This is a genomic window from Polynucleobacter asymbioticus (assembly GCF_018687575.1).
In the GTDB taxonomy this organism is placed as follows: Bacteria; Pseudomonadota; Gammaproteobacteria; order Burkholderiales; family Burkholderiaceae; genus Polynucleobacter; species Polynucleobacter asymbioticus_C.
In genome coordinates, this window is sequence record NZ_CP061297.1 from 1,001,606 (window position 1) to 1,018,779 (window position 17,174).

Annotated in this window: 20 protein-coding genes; 15 read left to right on the forward strand and 5 right to left on the reverse strand. The window is 45.7% G+C overall.

The features are described from left to right. The 3 genes from sdhD to AOC19_RS04975 all read right to left on the reverse strand — a co-directional run bounded on the left by sdhD (nt 1) and on the right by AOC19_RS04975 (nt 1,691). The gene (gene sdhD / locus AOC19_RS04965) at nt 1–366 is read right to left on the reverse strand and encodes a succinate dehydrogenase, hydrophobic membrane anchor protein (protein WP_215374285.1); all 366 of its coding nucleotides are present in this window, start codon (nt 364–366) and stop codon (nt 1–3) included. Nucleotides 367–390: 24 nt separating this feature from the next. Continuing rightward, nucleotides 391–810, reverse strand: a complete 420-nt coding sequence (gene sdhC / locus AOC19_RS04970) for a succinate dehydrogenase, cytochrome b556 subunit (protein ID WP_215374288.1) — start codon at nt 808–810, stop codon at nt 391–393. Between the two features lie 143 nt (nt 811–953). After that, nucleotides 954–1,691: a GntR family transcriptional regulator gene (locus tag AOC19_RS04975; protein WP_215374290.1), complete on the reverse strand. Its 738-nt coding sequence runs from the start codon at nt 1,689–1,691 to the stop codon at nt 954–956. A gap of 150 nt (nt 1,692–1,841) precedes the next feature. On the opposite strand from AOC19_RS04975, the gene AOC19_RS04980 reads away from it, so the two are divergent. Both AOC19_RS04980 and AOC19_RS04985 read left to right on the forward strand, forming a co-directional pair. Then, complete coding sequence (locus AOC19_RS04980; protein WP_215374292.1) at nt 1,842–2,831, forward strand: malate dehydrogenase; 990 nt, start codon at nt 1,842–1,844, stop codon at nt 2,829–2,831. 12 nt (nt 2,832–2,843) lie between these two features. Further along, the gene (locus AOC19_RS04985) at nt 2,844–3,218 is read left to right on the forward strand and encodes a hypothetical protein (RefSeq protein ID WP_215374294.1); all 375 of its coding nucleotides are present in this window, start codon (nt 2,844–2,846) and stop codon (nt 3,216–3,218) included. 83 nt (nt 3,219–3,301) lie between these two features. Here the strand turns inward: AOC19_RS04985 and AOC19_RS04990 are convergent, their stop codons facing one another. Together AOC19_RS04990 and yaaA are read right to left on the reverse strand one after the other, a co-directional pair. Beyond that, nucleotides 3,302–4,513, reverse strand: a complete 1,212-nt coding sequence (locus AOC19_RS04990) for a DUF2863 family protein (protein ID WP_215374296.1) — start codon at nt 4,511–4,513, stop codon at nt 3,302–3,304. An 11-nt stretch (nt 4,514–4,524) separates the two neighbouring features. Then, nucleotides 4,525–5,301, reverse strand: a complete 777-nt coding sequence (yaaA, locus tag AOC19_RS04995; protein WP_215374298.1) for a peroxide stress protein YaaA — start codon at nt 5,299–5,301, stop codon at nt 4,525–4,527. 68 nt (nt 5,302–5,369) lie between these two features. Between yaaA and AOC19_RS05000 the strand changes: the two genes are divergently transcribed. From AOC19_RS05000 to AOC19_RS05060, 13 genes are all read left to right on the forward strand, one after another. Continuing rightward, nucleotides 5,370–6,572, forward strand: coding sequence for a methionine aminotransferase (locus AOC19_RS05000; protein WP_215374300.1), 1,203 nt, complete (start codon nt 5,370–5,372; stop codon nt 6,570–6,572). Nucleotides 6,573–6,611: 39 nt separating this feature from the next. Continuing rightward, entirely contained in the window at nt 6,612–7,319 is a 708-nt protein-coding gene (locus AOC19_RS05005; protein ID WP_215378135.1) for a glutathione binding-like protein, read from the forward strand. A 1-nt stretch (nt 7,320) separates the two neighbouring features. Further along, a complete protein-coding gene (locus tag AOC19_RS05010) occupies nt 7,321–8,175 on the forward strand; it encodes a 3-hydroxybutyryl-CoA dehydrogenase (protein WP_215374303.1) in 855 nt (284 codons plus the stop codon). 42 nt (nt 8,176–8,217) lie between these two features. After that, a complete protein-coding gene (locus AOC19_RS05015; protein WP_215374306.1) occupies nt 8,218–8,697 on the forward strand; it encodes a DUF3429 domain-containing protein in 480 nt (159 codons plus the stop codon). 10 nt (nt 8,698–8,707) lie between these two features. Continuing rightward, the gene (locus AOC19_RS05020) at nt 8,708–10,021 is read left to right on the forward strand and encodes a replication-associated recombination protein A (RefSeq protein ID WP_215374309.1); all 1,314 of its coding nucleotides are present in this window, start codon (nt 8,708–8,710) and stop codon (nt 10,019–10,021) included. After that, on the forward strand, nt 10,018–10,659 hold the full coding sequence (locus AOC19_RS05025; protein ID WP_251367983.1) for a 2-hydroxychromene-2-carboxylate isomerase: 642 nt from the start codon (nt 10,018–10,020) through the stop codon (nt 10,657–10,659). Before AOC19_RS05020 ends, AOC19_RS05025 begins: the two co-directional genes overlap by 4 nt. A 52-nt stretch (nt 10,660–10,711) precedes the next feature. Next, a complete protein-coding gene (locus AOC19_RS05030) occupies nt 10,712–11,287 on the forward strand; it encodes a peptidylprolyl isomerase (RefSeq protein WP_215374312.1) in 576 nt (191 codons plus the stop codon). A gap of 35 nt (nt 11,288–11,322) precedes the next feature. Further along, a complete protein-coding gene (locus AOC19_RS05035) occupies nt 11,323–13,149 on the forward strand; it encodes a bifunctional chorismate-binding protein/class IV aminotransferase (RefSeq protein ID WP_215374315.1) in 1,827 nt (608 codons plus the stop codon). A 9-nt stretch (nt 13,150–13,158) separates the two neighbouring features. Beyond that, entirely contained in the window at nt 13,159–13,719 is a 561-nt protein-coding gene (locus AOC19_RS05040) for an NUDIX hydrolase (RefSeq protein WP_215374318.1), read from the forward strand. Between the two features lie 13 nt (nt 13,720–13,732). Continuing rightward, entirely contained in the window at nt 13,733–14,470 is a 738-nt protein-coding gene (aat, locus tag AOC19_RS05045; RefSeq protein WP_215374321.1) for a leucyl/phenylalanyl-tRNA--protein transferase, read from the forward strand. Beyond that, nucleotides 14,467–15,222, forward strand: a complete 756-nt coding sequence (locus AOC19_RS05050) for an arginyltransferase (protein WP_215374324.1) — start codon at nt 14,467–14,469, stop codon at nt 15,220–15,222. The genes aat and AOC19_RS05050 overlap by 4 nt, the downstream gene beginning before the upstream one ends. Before the next feature lie 9 nt (nt 15,223–15,231). Beyond that, nucleotides 15,232–16,263: a quinone-dependent dihydroorotate dehydrogenase gene (locus AOC19_RS05055; protein WP_215374327.1), complete on the forward strand. Its 1,032-nt coding sequence runs from the start codon at nt 15,232–15,234 to the stop codon at nt 16,261–16,263. A 66-nt stretch (nt 16,264–16,329) separates the two neighbouring features. Next, entirely contained in the window at nt 16,330–17,157 is an 828-nt protein-coding gene (locus tag AOC19_RS05060; protein WP_215374330.1) for an IclR family transcriptional regulator, read from the forward strand. Nucleotides 17,158–17,174: the final 17 nt, after the last annotated feature.

Genomic DNA, 17,174 nt, shown 5'->3' on the forward strand with positions numbered 1-17,174 from the left:
TTACACTTTCCACAAAATTTGTACGGCATAAGCCGCACAGGCTACGAGATACAAAACAGTTAACACTTGAAGCGTTAAACGAATGCTGACAGGCTTGATGTAATCCATCCAAATATCACGGATACCAATCCAAGCGTGATAGAACAAGCTGATGAAAAACAAGAGCGTTAAGAGTTTCATGAACTGATTGCTAAACAATCCAGCCCAGCCTTCGTAAGTAGCGCTACCCGTAATGCAATAGTCAACTAACAAAACAATCGTGAAAACTACCATCACGATCGCGGTTACACGTTGAATGATCCATTCTTTCAGGCCGTAATGAGCACCTACAACTAAGCGCTTCGGTCCAATTTGATAAATAGGCATTAGATTTCCTTAATGAAGAAGTGCTTAGAGCAAGCCAAAAAGTTTGAGACCAACAACCGCAGTCAAAGCAAGACCTAGAAAAAATACAACGATCGCTGAGCGGTTTGCTTCTGCCTTTTCAACGCCAATCTCCAAGTCCAACAAGAGATAACGGATACCCGCGCAAAAGTGGTGCAAGAAAGACCAAATTAGCCCAAGCAGAATGATCTTGACAAGAAAGTGGCCAGTAATAGCCTGGAACTTTTGATAACTCAGCTCTGATGCCAAGCTTTGATCGAAGAGATAAAGCAAGAATGGCAGCATCAAAAACAAAGCTGCCCCGCTAATGCGATGAAGAATGGATACTTTTCCAGCCCACGGAAGGCGGTATTTGATTAACTGGGCGAGACCGATATTTCGATAAATAGGTCTGTCTTTTTTTACGTCTTGCTGTGCATCAACCATGGGTAATCTCAATCTTTCGGTGGAGGTTTATTGTGGTTTTGTTGTATTGCAACATATTCTATTAGAAACCTTGGGGTTGGCGGGGACTTTTTAGCGTTTCAAGGGGTTAAATAGTGGTTTTTACTGATTTTCGAGTGTACTACCTAGTTCAATTTATTGTCGTAGTGCTGATCACAAGTGTCATACCGAGCGCGACGAATTTCAACTGGTTTATTCCCGTAGGTGAATGCGACCCGTTCAACCGATAACAAAGCCGCACCCTCCTGAACCTGAAGGTGTTTTGCGAGCTCTGCATTAGCCAAGACCGCTTTGATTTTTTCCTCTGCCCGCACCATGTGCGTGGCATATTCGCTCTCATAGAAAGCGTACATAGGCCCCGACCAAGCATTCAGGGCATCAAAAGTAAGCCCCTCAAAGCGCCCTTCTGGCAACCAAATCTCCTCAAATGCAATAGGACGCCCGGCAGAACTTTGAATACGATCAATCCGAATAACAGGGTCACCTGCCTTTAATTTAAGCAACTTAGCGATATAAGCATCAGATTGGATATTTTCACAGGCTAAAAACTGGTTTTTGAGGTGTAATTTCTCACCAGAATCAGGCTCTAGACGCAAGAAGCGGTACTGGAAGTCTTCCTCTTGGTGGGTTGCCACAAAAGTACCCTTACCCTGACGTCGAACCAGCAGGTTTTGTGCGGCCAATTCATCAATAGCCTTTCGCACAGTGCCCTGGCTGACTGCGTAGCGAGCTGCAAGCTCCATCTCACTGGGAATGGCATCCCCAGGCAGCCATTCTGAGGCCTGTAGACTAGCCAAAATCATGGCTTTAATTTGCTCATAAAGAGGGCTAAATGAGGCTATTGGTTCGGATATTAGTGACAAATTAACTCCACAGCAGCTTCTATTGGATAAAATTCAAACTTATCTCATATCTTATATAAGACATGATTGACAGTGTAAATGGAAAGTCCATACACTTGAATGGATAATAGAAAAGATTTCATTAATTAACCTCAACTGGAGTTATTAGTAATGGCAAAAGCCCCAATGCGTATTGCAGTCACCGGTGCAGCCGGTCAAATCGGTTATTCCCTCCTTTTTCGCATCGCCAATGGCGACTTGTTAGGCAAAGATCAGCCAGTCATCCTCCAGTTGCTAGAAATTCCAGATGAAAAGGCTCAAAAAGCCCTTACTGGCGTCATGATGGAGCTAGAAGACTGCGCTTTCCCATTGCTAGCTGGAATGACAGCCCACTCTGATCCAATGACAGCATTTAAAGATATTGACGTTGCTTTGTTAGTTGGCGCACGTCCGCGTGGACCAGGCATGGAGCGTAAAGATTTGCTCTCAGCTAACGCTCAGATTTTCACAGCTCAAGGCAAAGCCTTGAATGCCGTGGCTAAGAAGACTGTCAAAGTATTGGTTGTTGGCAATCCAGCCAATACCAATGCTTATATCGCCATGAAATCTGCTCCAGATATTCCTGCGAAGAATTTCACTGCTATGTTGCGCTTGGATCACAACCGTGCTCTCTCACAATTAGCAAACAAGCTGAACAAGCCAGTTGCTGATATCGAGAAATTGGTTGTTTGGGGTAACCACAGCCCAACAATGTACCCAGACTATCGCTTTGCGACGATTGATGGCAAGTCTGTAAAAGACAGCATCAACGATCCAGCATGGAATAAAGATACATTTATCCCAACTGTTGGCAAACGTGGCGCTGCCATCATTGAAGCACGTGGCCTTTCTTCAGCAGCCTCTGCAGCTAACGCAGCCATCGATCATATTCGTGACTGGGTTCTCGGCACTAATGGTAAGTGGGTCACAATGGGTATTCCATCCAAAGGTGAGTACGGCATTCCAGCTGAAGTCATTTATGGCTACCCAGTAATTTGCGAAAACGGCGAGTACAAAATGGTTGAAGGTTTAGAAATTGATGAGTTCTCACGTGAACGCATGAACCATACTCTGAACGAATTGCTTGAAGAGCAAGCCGGTGTTAAGCATCTCCTCTCATAAGGATTGATACATATGAAGCAAACCCTTCTCATCCTTAGCTTAGCTACAGCTGGCCTTCTGGGCTCGGCAACAGCTATTGCTAGCGAAGAAGTAACCACTTGGACTTGTAGCGATAGCAAGCAATTTAAATCTTCAGGAACAATTGAAAAGGTTCGCATTACATGGGAATCCAAAACTTTTGAATTGAAGCGTGAAAATTCTTTGCCAGGCAGTTTGCGTTACAAGAATGCCAATACTGGACATGACCTTGTGGTGTTGGGCAATAAGGCAATGCTTTTCAACATTAAATCGGGGACTCGTCTTGCTGATTTCTGCCAAACCGCAGAAATGAAGACTGGCAAGCTTCCCCATTTATTTGCTGACGCTGAGCCATTTACGCAAAACTAAAAGCAGCTGCTTCACAATAAAAAAGCCGAGAGATCCTCGGCTTTTTTATTGCTATCTTGAGTCTTCAAGTTCGGTATTTTGACTCAATGGAATAAGGGCTGCTGTGTTGGAGCATCATCGGGTAACTCTGCATGAACTGCATCACCCGAGCGATCTGGGAACAGCGGCGCCCCACAGTCATCACAAAGTTCGGGATCAAACAACATGGCGTGGCGGAAGACATCTTCAACCCCGGCATCGCGAAGCGCATCTGCAATGCGCTTCATAGGACTTTCATCATCAGACAAATCATTCAATGCATCGTTTGCAACAGTCTCACGATCGTAGAGCGGCCATATGACTCCATAAACAACTTCAGATGAGCCTTTTAAGCTAAACGAGATTCGATACTCATCAGCTTGATCTTCACCAAATGCTCCAACTACGCACGACAAACCGGCGGGCAAGACACCGAGAGTACTCTCAAGATAATTGACCGCTGCCCGAATACTTAATGGGCGTACTTGCTTATCTGCTAAGCGACAGTTTGTAAAATACGCTTCTGGTAACAAGAGATCAAATTCACATCCAGGCAAGAGTGCAGCAATCGGTTCTTGCATCGCATTTTGCCAACCAATCAAGCTCACACCGCGCTCTTGGCGAGTTGGTGCATCAGCCTGCCAACGGAAAAGAGGTGTTCCTGAAGGTGCTGCAACAGCTGCAATAATAAAACGTGGATCAGCCAATACCGCAATGGTCTCTGACATCTCTCGTAGCTCTAACTTAATCTCGCTAGCAGTAATAGCAGCGGTAGCCAAAGCTTCGGTCAGCAAGCGTGTTTGGCAATGCGAGTGCGGCATTTGATCAATACTGTAAAGCCAAGGAACAATCGCTAAGCGTGCATCTGTCGAGGCAATTGAACTATGCAATGCTGAGGCAGTAGATTCAATAACGGCCACTGGAAGTGCACCCGAAGGAATTTGGTAGCGGGTATGTGCAACTATTGGTAAGGCCAATAACAGCACATCCCAATTCTGACCTTCATGCTCCATGACCAAGGATTCAGCCAGCGTCTCAGCACAATCAGCAAGCACCTCGAAAGCTACAGTATTAATTCGGAACGTTTGATCAAGCGAGGCATCAATGACATTTTGATTTTGACTTTTGAGAAGGCGCATTAAGCGAACATTCAAGCGCTCTTCCCAAAACTGGTCTTCAATATGGCTACCAGAAGCAGCTAATGAAATAGCGTCCGCCACTAGGCGCTCCACATCTGGAGAGGCGCGTTGCGAGGATTTAGTGCGATGAACAGCCATGGTGCACTCTCCTACTTTCTTTCAGGACGTCGAAATAGCGGTTTTTCTGGCTTGGATTCAGAGGCAACATATTTATAGCCATCCAAATTGAAACCTTTTAAATCTATCGGATCAGTAATGCGATTCTCAACGACATAGCGTGCCATTAATCCCCTTGCTCGCTTGGCATAAAAGGAAATGATTTTGTATTTGCCATCCTTGCCATCTTGAAATACCGGGGAGATCACCGGGCAATCCAAGTTCTTCGCTTGCAATACCTTGAAATACTCTTCAGAGGCTAAATTGAGAAGAACCGGTTTCTTTTGTTGCTCCATGACCTTCTTTAATGAATCGGTCACACGCTCACCCCAAAATGCGTACAAATCTTTACCTCGGGCATTTTTCAGGGAAGTACCCATCTCTAGACGGTAAGGCTGCATTAAGTCTAGGGGGCGTAAAGCACCATATAACCCCGACAGAATCCGAACATGATCTTGAGCAAATGCAATCGCTTTAGCATCGAGCGTCTTCACATCAAAACCATCGTAGACATCGCCATCAAAGGCATAAATTGCTGGCTTACTATTTTCTTCTGTAAATTTCTTAGACCAGTCGCGATAGCGCCCCACATTCAAAGCGGCCAACTGATCCGATAAGCCCATCAGATTGGCGACTTCCTGAGGGGAAAGCTTCTTCAAGTCAGCGATTAACTTGGCTGATTCCGAGACAAACTCGGGCAATGTAGGGGCCTTAACCTTGGTAGGCGTTTTGTAATCTAAGGATTTAGCAGGTGAAAGAACGATCAACATGGCACAATTTGAGAATGAATTTCTCCCATTCTAGCGACTACCTAAGCTATTTGCCCTAAACCGCCCGCATGCGCCAAAAGTCCCATCCGACCCCAGTTTTTCCAAGCCGCCTCCCAGATGTAGGGACAACGGTATTTACAGTCATGTCTGCACTCGCCTCAAAGCACCAAGCAATTAACTTAGGCCAAGGATTTCCAGACTTCCCCTGTGATCGAGAACTCATATCCCAGGTCAACGCAGCCATGCTTGCAGATCACAATCAGTATCCACCAATGGCAGGAATCACAGAATTGCGCCAAGGCATTGCCCAGAAAATCTCTGCTTTGTATGGCCATGACTACGATCCCGATACAGAGATCACTATTACTGCCGGCGGAACCCAAGGAATCATGACAGCCATATTGTCATGCGTCAGCCCAGGTGATGAGGTTGTCATTATTGAGCCAGCCTACGATAGCTATCGCCCTTCAATTGATTTAGCTGGAGGCAAAACCGTTGCAGTATCTTTAATTGCTAAGCGCGATGATCAAGGTGATGTTCATTCCTATGGACTGCCTTGGGATGATTTAGCCAAGGCAATCAATCCAAAAACACGTCTGATCATTATTAATACACCACATAATCCAACTGGCATGATTTGGGAAAAAACGGATCTAGATCGTCTGGCCAATTTAGTGAGGGGCAGTGACACCCTTATCTTGAGTGATGAGGTTTACGAGCACATGGTGTTCGATGGACAGCATCACGCTAGCATTGCAAGCCACCCTGAACTAGCAGCGCGCAGTTTTCTGATATCGAGCTTTGGTAAAACCTATCATGTCACCGGCTGGAAAATTGGCTTTGTAGCTGCACCAGCAAGGATGATGCAAGAATTTCGCAAAGTACATCAGTTCAATGTGTTTACGGTAAACACCCCGATGCAATATGGCTTAGCCCAATATCTCCAGAATCCAGACCACTATCTGGGACTGGCAGCCTTTTATCAAGCTAAACGAGATTACTTTAGAGATGGACTTAAACAAACTGGCTTGAAGTTATTGCCAGCACCAGCAAGCTATTTTCAGTGCGTTAATTACACCAAACTAGATAGACCTCAAGCGAAAATGAATGAAGCTGATTTTTGCACCTGGCTAACTACTGAAATTGGTGTAGCCGCTATTCCTGTTTCTGCTTTCTACGCAAAGCCAGTTGAATCCGGCGTAATCCGTTTTTGCTTTGCTAAGCAAGAGCAAACACTTTTGGCAGCATTACAGCGTTTACAAACACTATGAAAAGGCTTGATCATGGCAACTAGCAAACCTAATAAAAACATCATTGATGTGTACAGTTGGCCAACACCAAATGGCCATAAGGTTCACATCATGCTTGAAGAATGTGGCTATCAATTAGGTAAAGATTGGATTGCCCATCCAATTGACATTGGCGCTGGTGATCAATTCAAGGCTGATTTCTTAGCTATCAGTCCGAACAACAAGATTCCAGCAATCACAGACCCGAATGGCCCAGACGGTAAACCCATCCATCTCTTCGAGTCTGGCGCAATCCTCCTCTACTTAGCCTCTAAAACAGGGAAGTTTTTACCCAAATCTACCCGGGGTAAATATGAAGTACTGCAATGGCTCATGTTCCAGATGGGTGGCCTAGGCCCGCTTTTAGGACAAAACCACCATTTTCGGATTTATGCGCCTGAAAAGATTGAGTACGCAATCAATCGCTACACTAATGAAGCTAAGCGCTTATACGGGGTGATCGATCATCAACTGAAAGATAATCCATATATTGCTGGAAAAAGTTACTCCATCGCCGATATTGCTATTTTTCCTTGGACACGAAACTGGAAAAACCAGGGTATTGATATCAACGAATTTCCACACTTCAAGCGCTGGTTTGAAATGATTGGTGAGCGCCCTGCCGTGAAGCGCGGCGTTGAAGTATTAACTGCATTACGTAAGCCCTTGCATGATGACAAAGCAAGAGAACAATTATTTGGTTCATCACAGTATCAAAAAAGGAAATAACATGAAGATTCAATCAATCGGAGTGATTGGTGCCGGCACGATGGGAAATGGTATTGCACAAGTTTGCGCAGTTGCCGGTCTTGATGTTGTCATGGTTGATATTAGTGATGCTGCTGTTGAACGCGGCTTAAGTCAGATTAGTAAAAGCCTAGATCGACTAGTCAAAAAAGAAACTCTGACAGCTGAAGGTAAAGATGCTGCACTCAAGCGCATCAAAGGGAGCACTTCCTATGGTGACTTAAAAGGACTGCAATTAGTCATTGAAGCCGCCACTGAGAATCAAGCCATCAAAGAAAAGATCCTCAAGCAGGTTGATGAGATCGTTAGCAAAGAAACCATTATTGCTACAAATACATCGTCACTCTCCATCACCAAGCTTGCGGCCTTAGATTCTGATCCAAGCCGTTTCATTGGCATGCATTTTTTCAATCCGCCACCGATGATGGCATTGGTAGAGGTCATTCGAGGCTTACAAACCTCTGATGCAACCCATGCCGCCATTATTGAAATGGCAAAACGTATTGGCAAAGAGCCCATCACCGTCAAAAACTCTCCCGGATTTGTGGTCAACCGTATTTTGTTGCCAATGATTAATGAAGCCTTCTTTGTTCTGCATGAAGGTCTTGCCAGCCCAGAAGATATTGATGCTGGTATGAAGTTGGGCTGCAATCAACCGATTGGTCCACTCGCCTTGGCTGACTTAATTGGGCTTGATACCTGCCTTGCGGTCATGGAAGTCTATTTTGAGAACTTCAGCGACTCAAAGTATCGCCCTTGCCCACTCCTTCGCGAGATGGTTGCCGCTGGCTACCTCGGTCGTAAAACTGGTCGTGGCGTCTACACCTACGATCAGTAATTTTCTATCCAACCTCCAACAATCTCAGTAAAGAAGTTTTTTGTGAACCCATTACCACCTCTAGTTCGTAAATTAGCCTATGCAGGCCTAATACCTTTTATCGGCCTAGCCTTAATGGTGCAATTGGCACCAACCCCACTGAATTATTTAAGCGCTGAGTCGCTGGCAGGTTACGGTGCAGTGATTACTGCATTTATGGGTGCATTACATTGGGGTGCTAACTTACATACATTGGGTAAAGCGCCACCTGGGGATCGCTGGGAAGATCGCAATGCCTGGATCTGGGGCGTAATACCAGCGCTAGTGGCTTGGGTGGCATTACATGTATATATACCAGTGGGCCTGGTGATCCTTGCTTCAGCATTGGTAATTCAACGCAATATCGATAAAGAAACATATCAATACTATTTTTCGAGCGAAGAGGCATTCAGCGCATTTATGACTATGCGAAATCGACTCACGATCGTTTCTGCTGGATGCTTAATTTGGGCCGCTCTCGTTATTTTGTTTGTGCAGAATTAATTCATTAGATATGGGCAATTTATTTGATCAAGCGCCTCCGCCACCACTAGCGGAAGCCTTGCGCCCAAAAAATATTGAAGAAGTTATTGGGCAAACACATCTTCTGGCCGCAGGCAAACTACTCAATCTTGCTTTTGCCTCCGGTAAGCCCCACTCGATGATTCTGTGGGGTCCGCCAGGAGTTGGTAAAACTACCTTAGCGAGACTTTCAGCCAAGGCCTTTGATCGAGAGTTTATAGCGATATCAGCCGTTCTTGCCGGAGTAAAAGAAATTCGCGAAGCGATTGAGCAAGCCCAACAGAGTATGTCTCAATATGGTCGACAAACCATCCTATTTGTCGATGAAATCCATCGTTTTAATAAGAGTCAACAAGATGCTTTATTACCGCATGTTGAGTCCGGCTTATTTACCTTTATTGGCGCCACCACCGAGAACCCCTCATTTGAGGTGAACTCAGCCCTACTCTCACGTGCACAAGTCTATGTACTGAAATCATTAGGCTCTGTAGAGCTGAAAAAATTATTTGATCGTGCACATGCATTTGCAATGCCTGAAATTGAGTTTGAATCAGCAGCCATTGAAAACCTGATCTCTCATGCGGATGGTGATGCCAGGAGATTACTCAATCTAGTTGAGCAAGTGCGTAATGCCGTCTCAACACCGAGCACTCAAATTCAAAAAGTAGACCAGCAGTTCATTGAAAATGCCTTAACTGTTCAAGCTCGGCGTTTTGATAAGGGCGGTGACCACTTCTACGATCAAATTTCTGCCCTACACAAATCGGTACGTGGCTCCAATCCAGATGCAGCCTTGTATTGGTTTTGCAGAATGCTAGATGGTGGTGCAGACCCCCGCTATCTCGCTAGAAGAATTATTCGCATGGCCTGGGAGGACATTGGACTTGCCGATCCTAGAGCAATGCAGTTGGCAAATGATGCAGCACAAACCTTTGAGCGACTTGGCTCACCCGAGGGCGAGTTAGCGCTTGGACAAGCAGTCGTGTATTTAGCTATCGCCGCTAAAAGCAATGCCAGCTATAAGGCGTATAACGCAGCAAGGGCTTATGTTGCCAATGATCAGAGCAAGCCAGTCCCAAATCATTTACGCAACGCTCCTACCAAACTCATGAAAGAGTTAGGGCATGGCAAAGAGTATCGCTATGCGCACGATGAACCTCATGCCTATGCCGCTGGTGAGTCCTACCTCCCAGAAGGAATGGCAGAGCCACATTGGTATGAGCCAGTTGATCGGGGTCTTGAGAGTCAAATTGCGGAGAAGATGGCTTTCTTACGCAAGCTAGATGCGGAATCCAATAAAAAATGATGTCAGAGCACACTACTACAAAGACAATCAAAGGGACGCTTTATTACGACATCATTTCTCCATTCTCGTATTTTTATATTCAGCAACGCCATCGCCTTGAAAAACGGATAGAAATAGAGCCTGTACCAATTTTATTGGGCGGCCTTTTTCGTGCTACTGATAATCGCGGTCCCGGGGAGGTTGAAGTCAAACGTCCTCACACCTACCAATATTGTGTATGGCTCGCTGAAAAATTAGGTCTACCGTTTCGCTTTCCAGAACACCATCCCTTTCTCACAGTTGCAGCTCAGCGTTTGCTAGCTCAAGAAAGCGCTCAATGGGAAATGGTAGAGCGTGCATTTGAGTATGTTTGGGTAGAAGGCAAAGATCCCAATTTATCTTGGCCAGAGTTTTGTCAGTACCTAGGCTTAGCAGCAGATACCGCAAAACCAGATGCGCCAGAGATTAAGGCGAAACTGATCAGCAATACTGAAAAAGCAAAAGCAGATGGCGCATTTGGCGTCCCGACACTAGTCATAAATGGGCATGCCTTTTGGGGAGTCGACACCATTGAGTGGGCCCTAGATTATCTAGATAGGCCAGAGATGTTTGAAGAAGCGGCTTATCGCTATGCTGGACAAGTGCCTTCTGGGCTTTGAGCAATACAATCGTATTTACTCTATTTTTATGAGACTTTTAAGGATCCTGACTATGCGCAAAATCATTGCCTCCCTATTTGTGGTTTCCAGCCTGATTGCTAGTGCTGCAAGCTTTGCTGGCCCAAAGGTGGAATTCAAAACCACGATGGGTAATTTTGTTGTTGAGTTAGATTCTGATAAGGCTCCAAAAACTACTGCTAACTTTCTTAACTACGTGAATAGTGGTTTTTATAACGGCACCATTTTTCATCGCGTGATTGATGGCTTCATGATTCAGGGCGGAGGCTTTACCTCTGACTTAAATCAAAAGCCGACTAATGCACCGGTAGCTTCAGAGGCTCAAAATGGCCTCAAGAACCAGACTTATACGATTGCCATGGCTCGCACTTCTGATCCAGATTCCGCTACAGCACAGTTCTTTATTAACGTGAAAGACAATGAAGGCTTGAATTATCCAAATGCGATGGGTAATGGCTATACCGTATTCGGTAAAGTCATTTCTGGGACTCAAACTATAGATGTCATTCGTAAAATCCCCACGATGGTTGCATCAGCACCAAGGATGGGTCGTATGGCCGATGTGCCTAGCAAGACAGTCACTATTGAATCCGCTACTGTTCTAAAGTAATTACAAGCTGTATTTAGGCACTCACGGTCACCAGCATGATATTGCTTGATGATGCCCAGAGTAATCATGCTAAGCCAAGCAGTCGCCTCTATGAAGAGGCACTGCAGAGCTGGACTATCTACCCGAAGACCAAACCTTCTGAAACCATTGCTGCGGTAGATGCATGCCTGCAAAGTGTTAACGAGGCATTGCTGCGCGGTGAATATGTTGTCGCTGCGTTTGCCTATGAATTAGGCCTGTACATTCATCAAATTGATTCACACCCAATTAAGGAAACCAATCCTCACCCCCTTGTACAGGCTTGGTCTTTTAAATCCTATCAGAGCTTGAGCAAAGAAGAAGTGGATGCCTTTATTAATGACAGAATTTCTGCAATTGAACCTGATTCTCGTATCTCAGGTGTTGCCAGTCTCAATTGTTCGATTAACGAAGAGCAGTTCACCTCAGATATCGAAACCATTCAGGAATACATCCGCAATGGCGATACTTATCAGATTAATCACACCTTTCGGATTAGGGGTGAAACCTATGGCGATCCACTCGCACTATATGCTCGATTAAGAAGCCGCCAGCCAGGAAGATTTGGCGCATTTATTTCTGAAGACTCAAGCTGTATTCTGTCTCAATCACCTGAATTATTCATTCAGAAGCAAGGCAATACCTTAAGAGCCATGCCAATGAAAGGCACTGCAAGTGCATTAAGTGATTCCGCCGAGAATCTATCAGCTGACGCAAAGAATCAAGCAGAGAACGTGATGATTGTCGATTTGTTGCGCAACGATCTGAGCCGGCTAGCTTTACCAGGAACAGTGAGCGTTCCACAACTCTTTGAGGTTGCCAGATATGGCGATGTTCTGCAGATGACATCAACAGTGCAAGCTGAAATGAAGCCGGGAATTCAATTGCATGATGTGCTCAATGCTGTCTTTCCTTGTGGCTCAGTTACTGGCGCCCCCAAAAAACGTAGCATGGAGATCATCCAAGAATTAGAGGCACAAGAACGCGGCTACTATTGTGGCGCTTTAGGCTGGATTGATCCTAGCGGTGACTTTGCATTTAGCGTTCCGATCCGCACTCTTGAGGTCGATCAAAATACAAAGACTCATGCATCACCCTTTACCTTAGGCATTGGCGCAGGCATTACGATTGACTCAGAAGCAAGTCAAGAATGGGAAGAGTGCCAAATTAAAGCAGCGTTCCTAGCTACGTTACCCAGTGAATTAGGTTTATTCGAAACTATCCTAATTCGTCAGGGCAAGCCCCAACATCTTGAGCTTCACTTATCACGTTTAACTCAGTCGGCTTTGGCCCTCGGTATTCCCTGCTCGATTGCAGACCTGATTCAAGTTGTTGAGAATGGATGCAAGCAATGTACCGGCGATACTGAGTATCGATTGCGATTAGATTTGGATCATGCTGGCAAGCCGAGTTATCAAATAGCTTCAATCAGCCCCATTGAAGGCTCAGTAAAGCTCTTTTGGGCTAGCGATCTTTTTTCCGATCCAAGCAAAGCTATTTTTCACTCAGGTAATGTTTTACTCAGACATAAAGTGAATAGCCGTACTATTTATGACCAGGCATGGAAATTATCAGAGAGTCTGGGTGGATTCGATGCTCTTTTCATTAATGAGCAAGGTTTTGTAACCGAAGGTGGAAGAAGTAGTATTTTTATTAAGTCCGGGGATCGCTGGCTTACTCCACCTGTCTCAGCCGGTCTATTACCAGGCGTCATGAGATCAATCGTATTGAGCGATCCTCAATGGAATGCCCATGAGACTAACCTGACTATTGAAGACGTTCTGGGTGCAAAAGAGATTATGCTTAGCAATGCACTACGCGGCCTCATCCCCGCCCATTTTTAGAAAGTCCGCATGAAGTTTTGCTCGCACTGCGCAGCGCCGATTAGCATCAAGATACCTGCAGATGATTCGCGAGAACGTCATGTTTGCGACTCGTGCGGAAGCATTCATTACTTCAATCCACGTAACGTAGTCGGTAGCATCCCCGTCTATGGTGATCAAGTTCTATTGTGTCGACGCGCCATACAGCCACGTCATGGCTACTGGACTCTCCCCGCCGGGTTTATGGAGCTTGGTGAGAGCACCAGCACTGGGGCGGCTCGTGAAACACAAGAGGAAGCGGGCGCCATAGTGGAGATCGGCCCACTCTACTCACTTCTGAACGTGCCGCATGCAGAACAAGTACATCTCTTTTACCTCGCCTCGATGAGCACGCCAAACTTTGAGGCTGGGGAAGAGAGTTTAGAGGTTGCCCTCTTTCAGGAGAAAGATATTCCTTGGAATGAGATTGCTTTTCCAACAGTTAAGCAAACCCTAGAGTGGTTCTTTGCCGATCGCGCCGCAGGAGTCTTTGATTCGGGACTTGAATTTAGCGTTCGTAGCCGAGATATCTTGCCAACAGAAAAAATCTGAATCTCTTTCACTCATGAGCAATATCAACTGGTTGGGATCGCAGGATGAATTTCCTAATCCGATCGATTGCCCAGATCCTGATCCTAGCGTTCCAGGTTTAATTGCCGTAAGCGAACGAATTTATCCAGGGCAGTTAGCTCGTGCATACCAAATGGGGATCTTTCCTTGGTATTCCGAAAACCAGCCAGTGTTGTGGTGGTCACCAAACCCCAGAATGGTTTTAAAGCCCAGTAATTTTAAATGCCATGATTCCCTTAAGAAAACCATTAAACATTTTTTATCAGACCCACAAAAAAATATCTGTGTAGATGATGACTTTGGTGCAGTCGTTCGATCTTGCGCCACTACGAGAAGAAAAGATCAGGATGGAACCTGGATCACCCATGAAATTATGGACGCCTATACAGATCTGCATGAACAAGGGCATGCACACAGCATTGCAGTCAAAGAGCATGGACGACTGATAGGCGGCCTCTATTGCGTGGCATTTGGTGGGATGGTGTTTGGAGAATCCATGTTTAGCCATCAAACTGACGCATCCAAAATTGCCTTGGCTACCCTGACTGCTTGGTGTAAACAACAACAAGTCGAGATGATTGACTGTCAGCAGGAGACAGCCCACCTTGATTCCTTGGGCGCTTCACCCGTGGCTAGAGATGAATTTTTAGCGCACCTGCAAGTTGCCTTAAAGCAAACTAATATAGAGATTCCCTGGAAATTTGATAAAGCGATTTTGCGTCACTGGCTATGACCCAATTAAAAGAACTCCCCCTCACTGAACTTCAGTTCTACGCAACAGCACCCTATCCCTGCAGCTATTTGCCGGGAAAAATAGCTCGATCACAGGTAGCAACGCCCTCTCACTTAATCCATGCTGATTTATATGGTGAGTTAGTCAATGCAGGATTTCGTCGGAGTGGTTTATATACCTATCGTCCATATTGCGATGAATGCAGTGCCTGTACTGCAACCCGCATTCCAGTAAAGGACTTTGCACCCAATCGCAGTCAAAAGCGCTCTTGGAAAAAACATGCTGGACTAGAGATTCGTGTACTGAACCTAGGCTATCAAGAAGAGCACTTTGAGCTCTATCAACGCTACCAAAATGAGCGTCATGCTGGTGGTGATTTGGATCAAGGTGGCGAAGATAACCAAGATCAATACATGCAGTTTTTATTACAAAGTCGTGTTAACTCCAGAATTATTGAATTTCGTGATGGTCCACATGACCCCCATCCAGGCCGTCTGCGCATGGTCAGCATGATTGACATCTTAGATCAAGGCATCTCCTCGGTTTACACCTTCTTTGATACCAGCAGTAACTCAGCGAGTTATGGAAATTTCAGCATCTTATGGCAAATTCAGCAGGCGCTGGAGCTAGATCTCCCCTATCTCTACTTAGGCTACTACATTGAGAATAGTGAAAAAATGGCCTACAAAGCGAAGTTTCAACCAATTCAAGGATTGATTGATGATCACTGGCAACTCATCATTGGGCCATAATATCTACCCATGATCGATAGCTACCCTCTACTACGCCCCTGGCTGTTTTCTTTAGATCCAGAGCAAGCCCACAACATTACCTTAAGCAATCTAGATCGCGCGCAGCGATGGGGCTTGTTGCGATGCTTGGTAGAGCAACCAACTCCAGATCCCCGCAACTTATGTGGCATCACTTTTCCCAATCCAGTTGGTCTTGCTGCTGGTCTTGATAAGGATGGCAAACATATTGATGCACTTGGCGCCCTAGGCTTTGGCTTTTTAGAAATTGGCACTGTTACACCAAAACCTCAGCCAGGCAATCCTAAGCCCCGCATGTTTCGCTTGCCACAAGCACAAGCAATTATTAATCGCATGGGCTTTAATAATGACGGCGTTGATGCCTGTGTAAAGCGCGTGCGTGATTCTGCATATTGGCAAAACGGTGGCATTGTTGGCTTAAATATTGGCAAGAATGCAAGCACCCCGATTGAGAATGCTGCCAGCGATTATGTTACGGCCATGGAAGCGGTCTATGCGGTTGCTTCATACATCACTGTGAACATCTCATCCCCCAATACCCAAAACTTACGAGCACTACAGGGCGAAGACATGCTGCGCTCTTTGCTTGGCTCTTTACACTTAGCACGTGAAGCCCTAAGTGATCTGCATGGCGTACGCAAGCCGCTATTTTTAAAAATAGCTCCCGATCTTAATCAAAACGATATCAAACTCATTGCCGACCTATTACTTGAATTTAAGATCGACGCAATCATCGCCACCAATACAACGATTGCCCGCGATGCGGTTCAAGGCTTGGAGTTTGGAGATGAAATGGGTGGCTTATCCGGAGCCCCAGTTCGCACAGCATCCACTGAAGTCGTCAAGAGCCTCAAACACTGCCTAGGGGATGCCATACCGATTATTGGCGTTGGTGGCATTTTGTCTGGCAAGGATGCTCAAGAAAAAATGACTGCTGGGGCTAGTTTGGTGCAGATCTATAGTGGCCTCATTTACCGTGGCCCAAAACTGGTTTCGGAATGCGCTGAAGCATTAAAACAGTAAGCTTTATCGGGCATTAAGGGCGGAGGCGGGATTTCATATTGTGCAATTTGAGTAAAAATCGCTACAATGAGCAATATGACGACGAGCAAACCTGAAAAATTGCCAAAAACACCTGGTGAGGCTGGAAAAACAGCGATTCAGGTGGTGGAACGCATGATGAATCTGCTCGATGCCTTGGCCACCCATGAAGAAGCTAGCAGTCTTAAAAACCTAGCTGAAGAAACCGATTTACACCCCTCTACAGCCCACCGCATCCTCAATGACCTAGTTGCCTGCCGATTAGTCGAGCGTGGCGATGGCGGCACCTACCGACTCGGCCTCAAGTTGCTTGAGCTTGGTAATCTCGTTAAAGCTCGGTTATCTGTTCGAGAAGCGGCGCAAGGGCCAATGCGGGCCTTACATAAACTCACTGGTGAAACCATTAACTTATCAGTACGCCAAGGCGATGAGATTGTCTATATCGACCGCGCCTACAGTGAACGCTCTGGTATGCAAGTAGTTCGGGCCATTGGCGGTCGCGCACCACTCCACCTGACATCTGTTGGAAAGTTATTTTTAGCGAGCGATGATGCAAGTCAGGTTCGCGCTTATGTCACACGCACTGGTTTGGCCGGTCACACTAGAAATAGCATTACTGAACCCGGGAAATTAGAATCCGAACTCAATCAAGTTCGTAAATCAGGTCATGCGCGTGATAACGAAGAATTAGAACTAGGTGTCAGTTGCGTTGCTGCTGAGATTTATGATGACAGCGGTAAATTGGTTGCCGGTCTCTCATTAAGCTCTCCCACCGACCGCATTCAGGCCGACTGGCTAAAGCTACTTCAAGACACGGCCCTACAGATTTCCAAGGGAATGGGCTACAAACCTAAAATTGGCGACGCTAATTCTTAAATGCAATTTCATTTAAG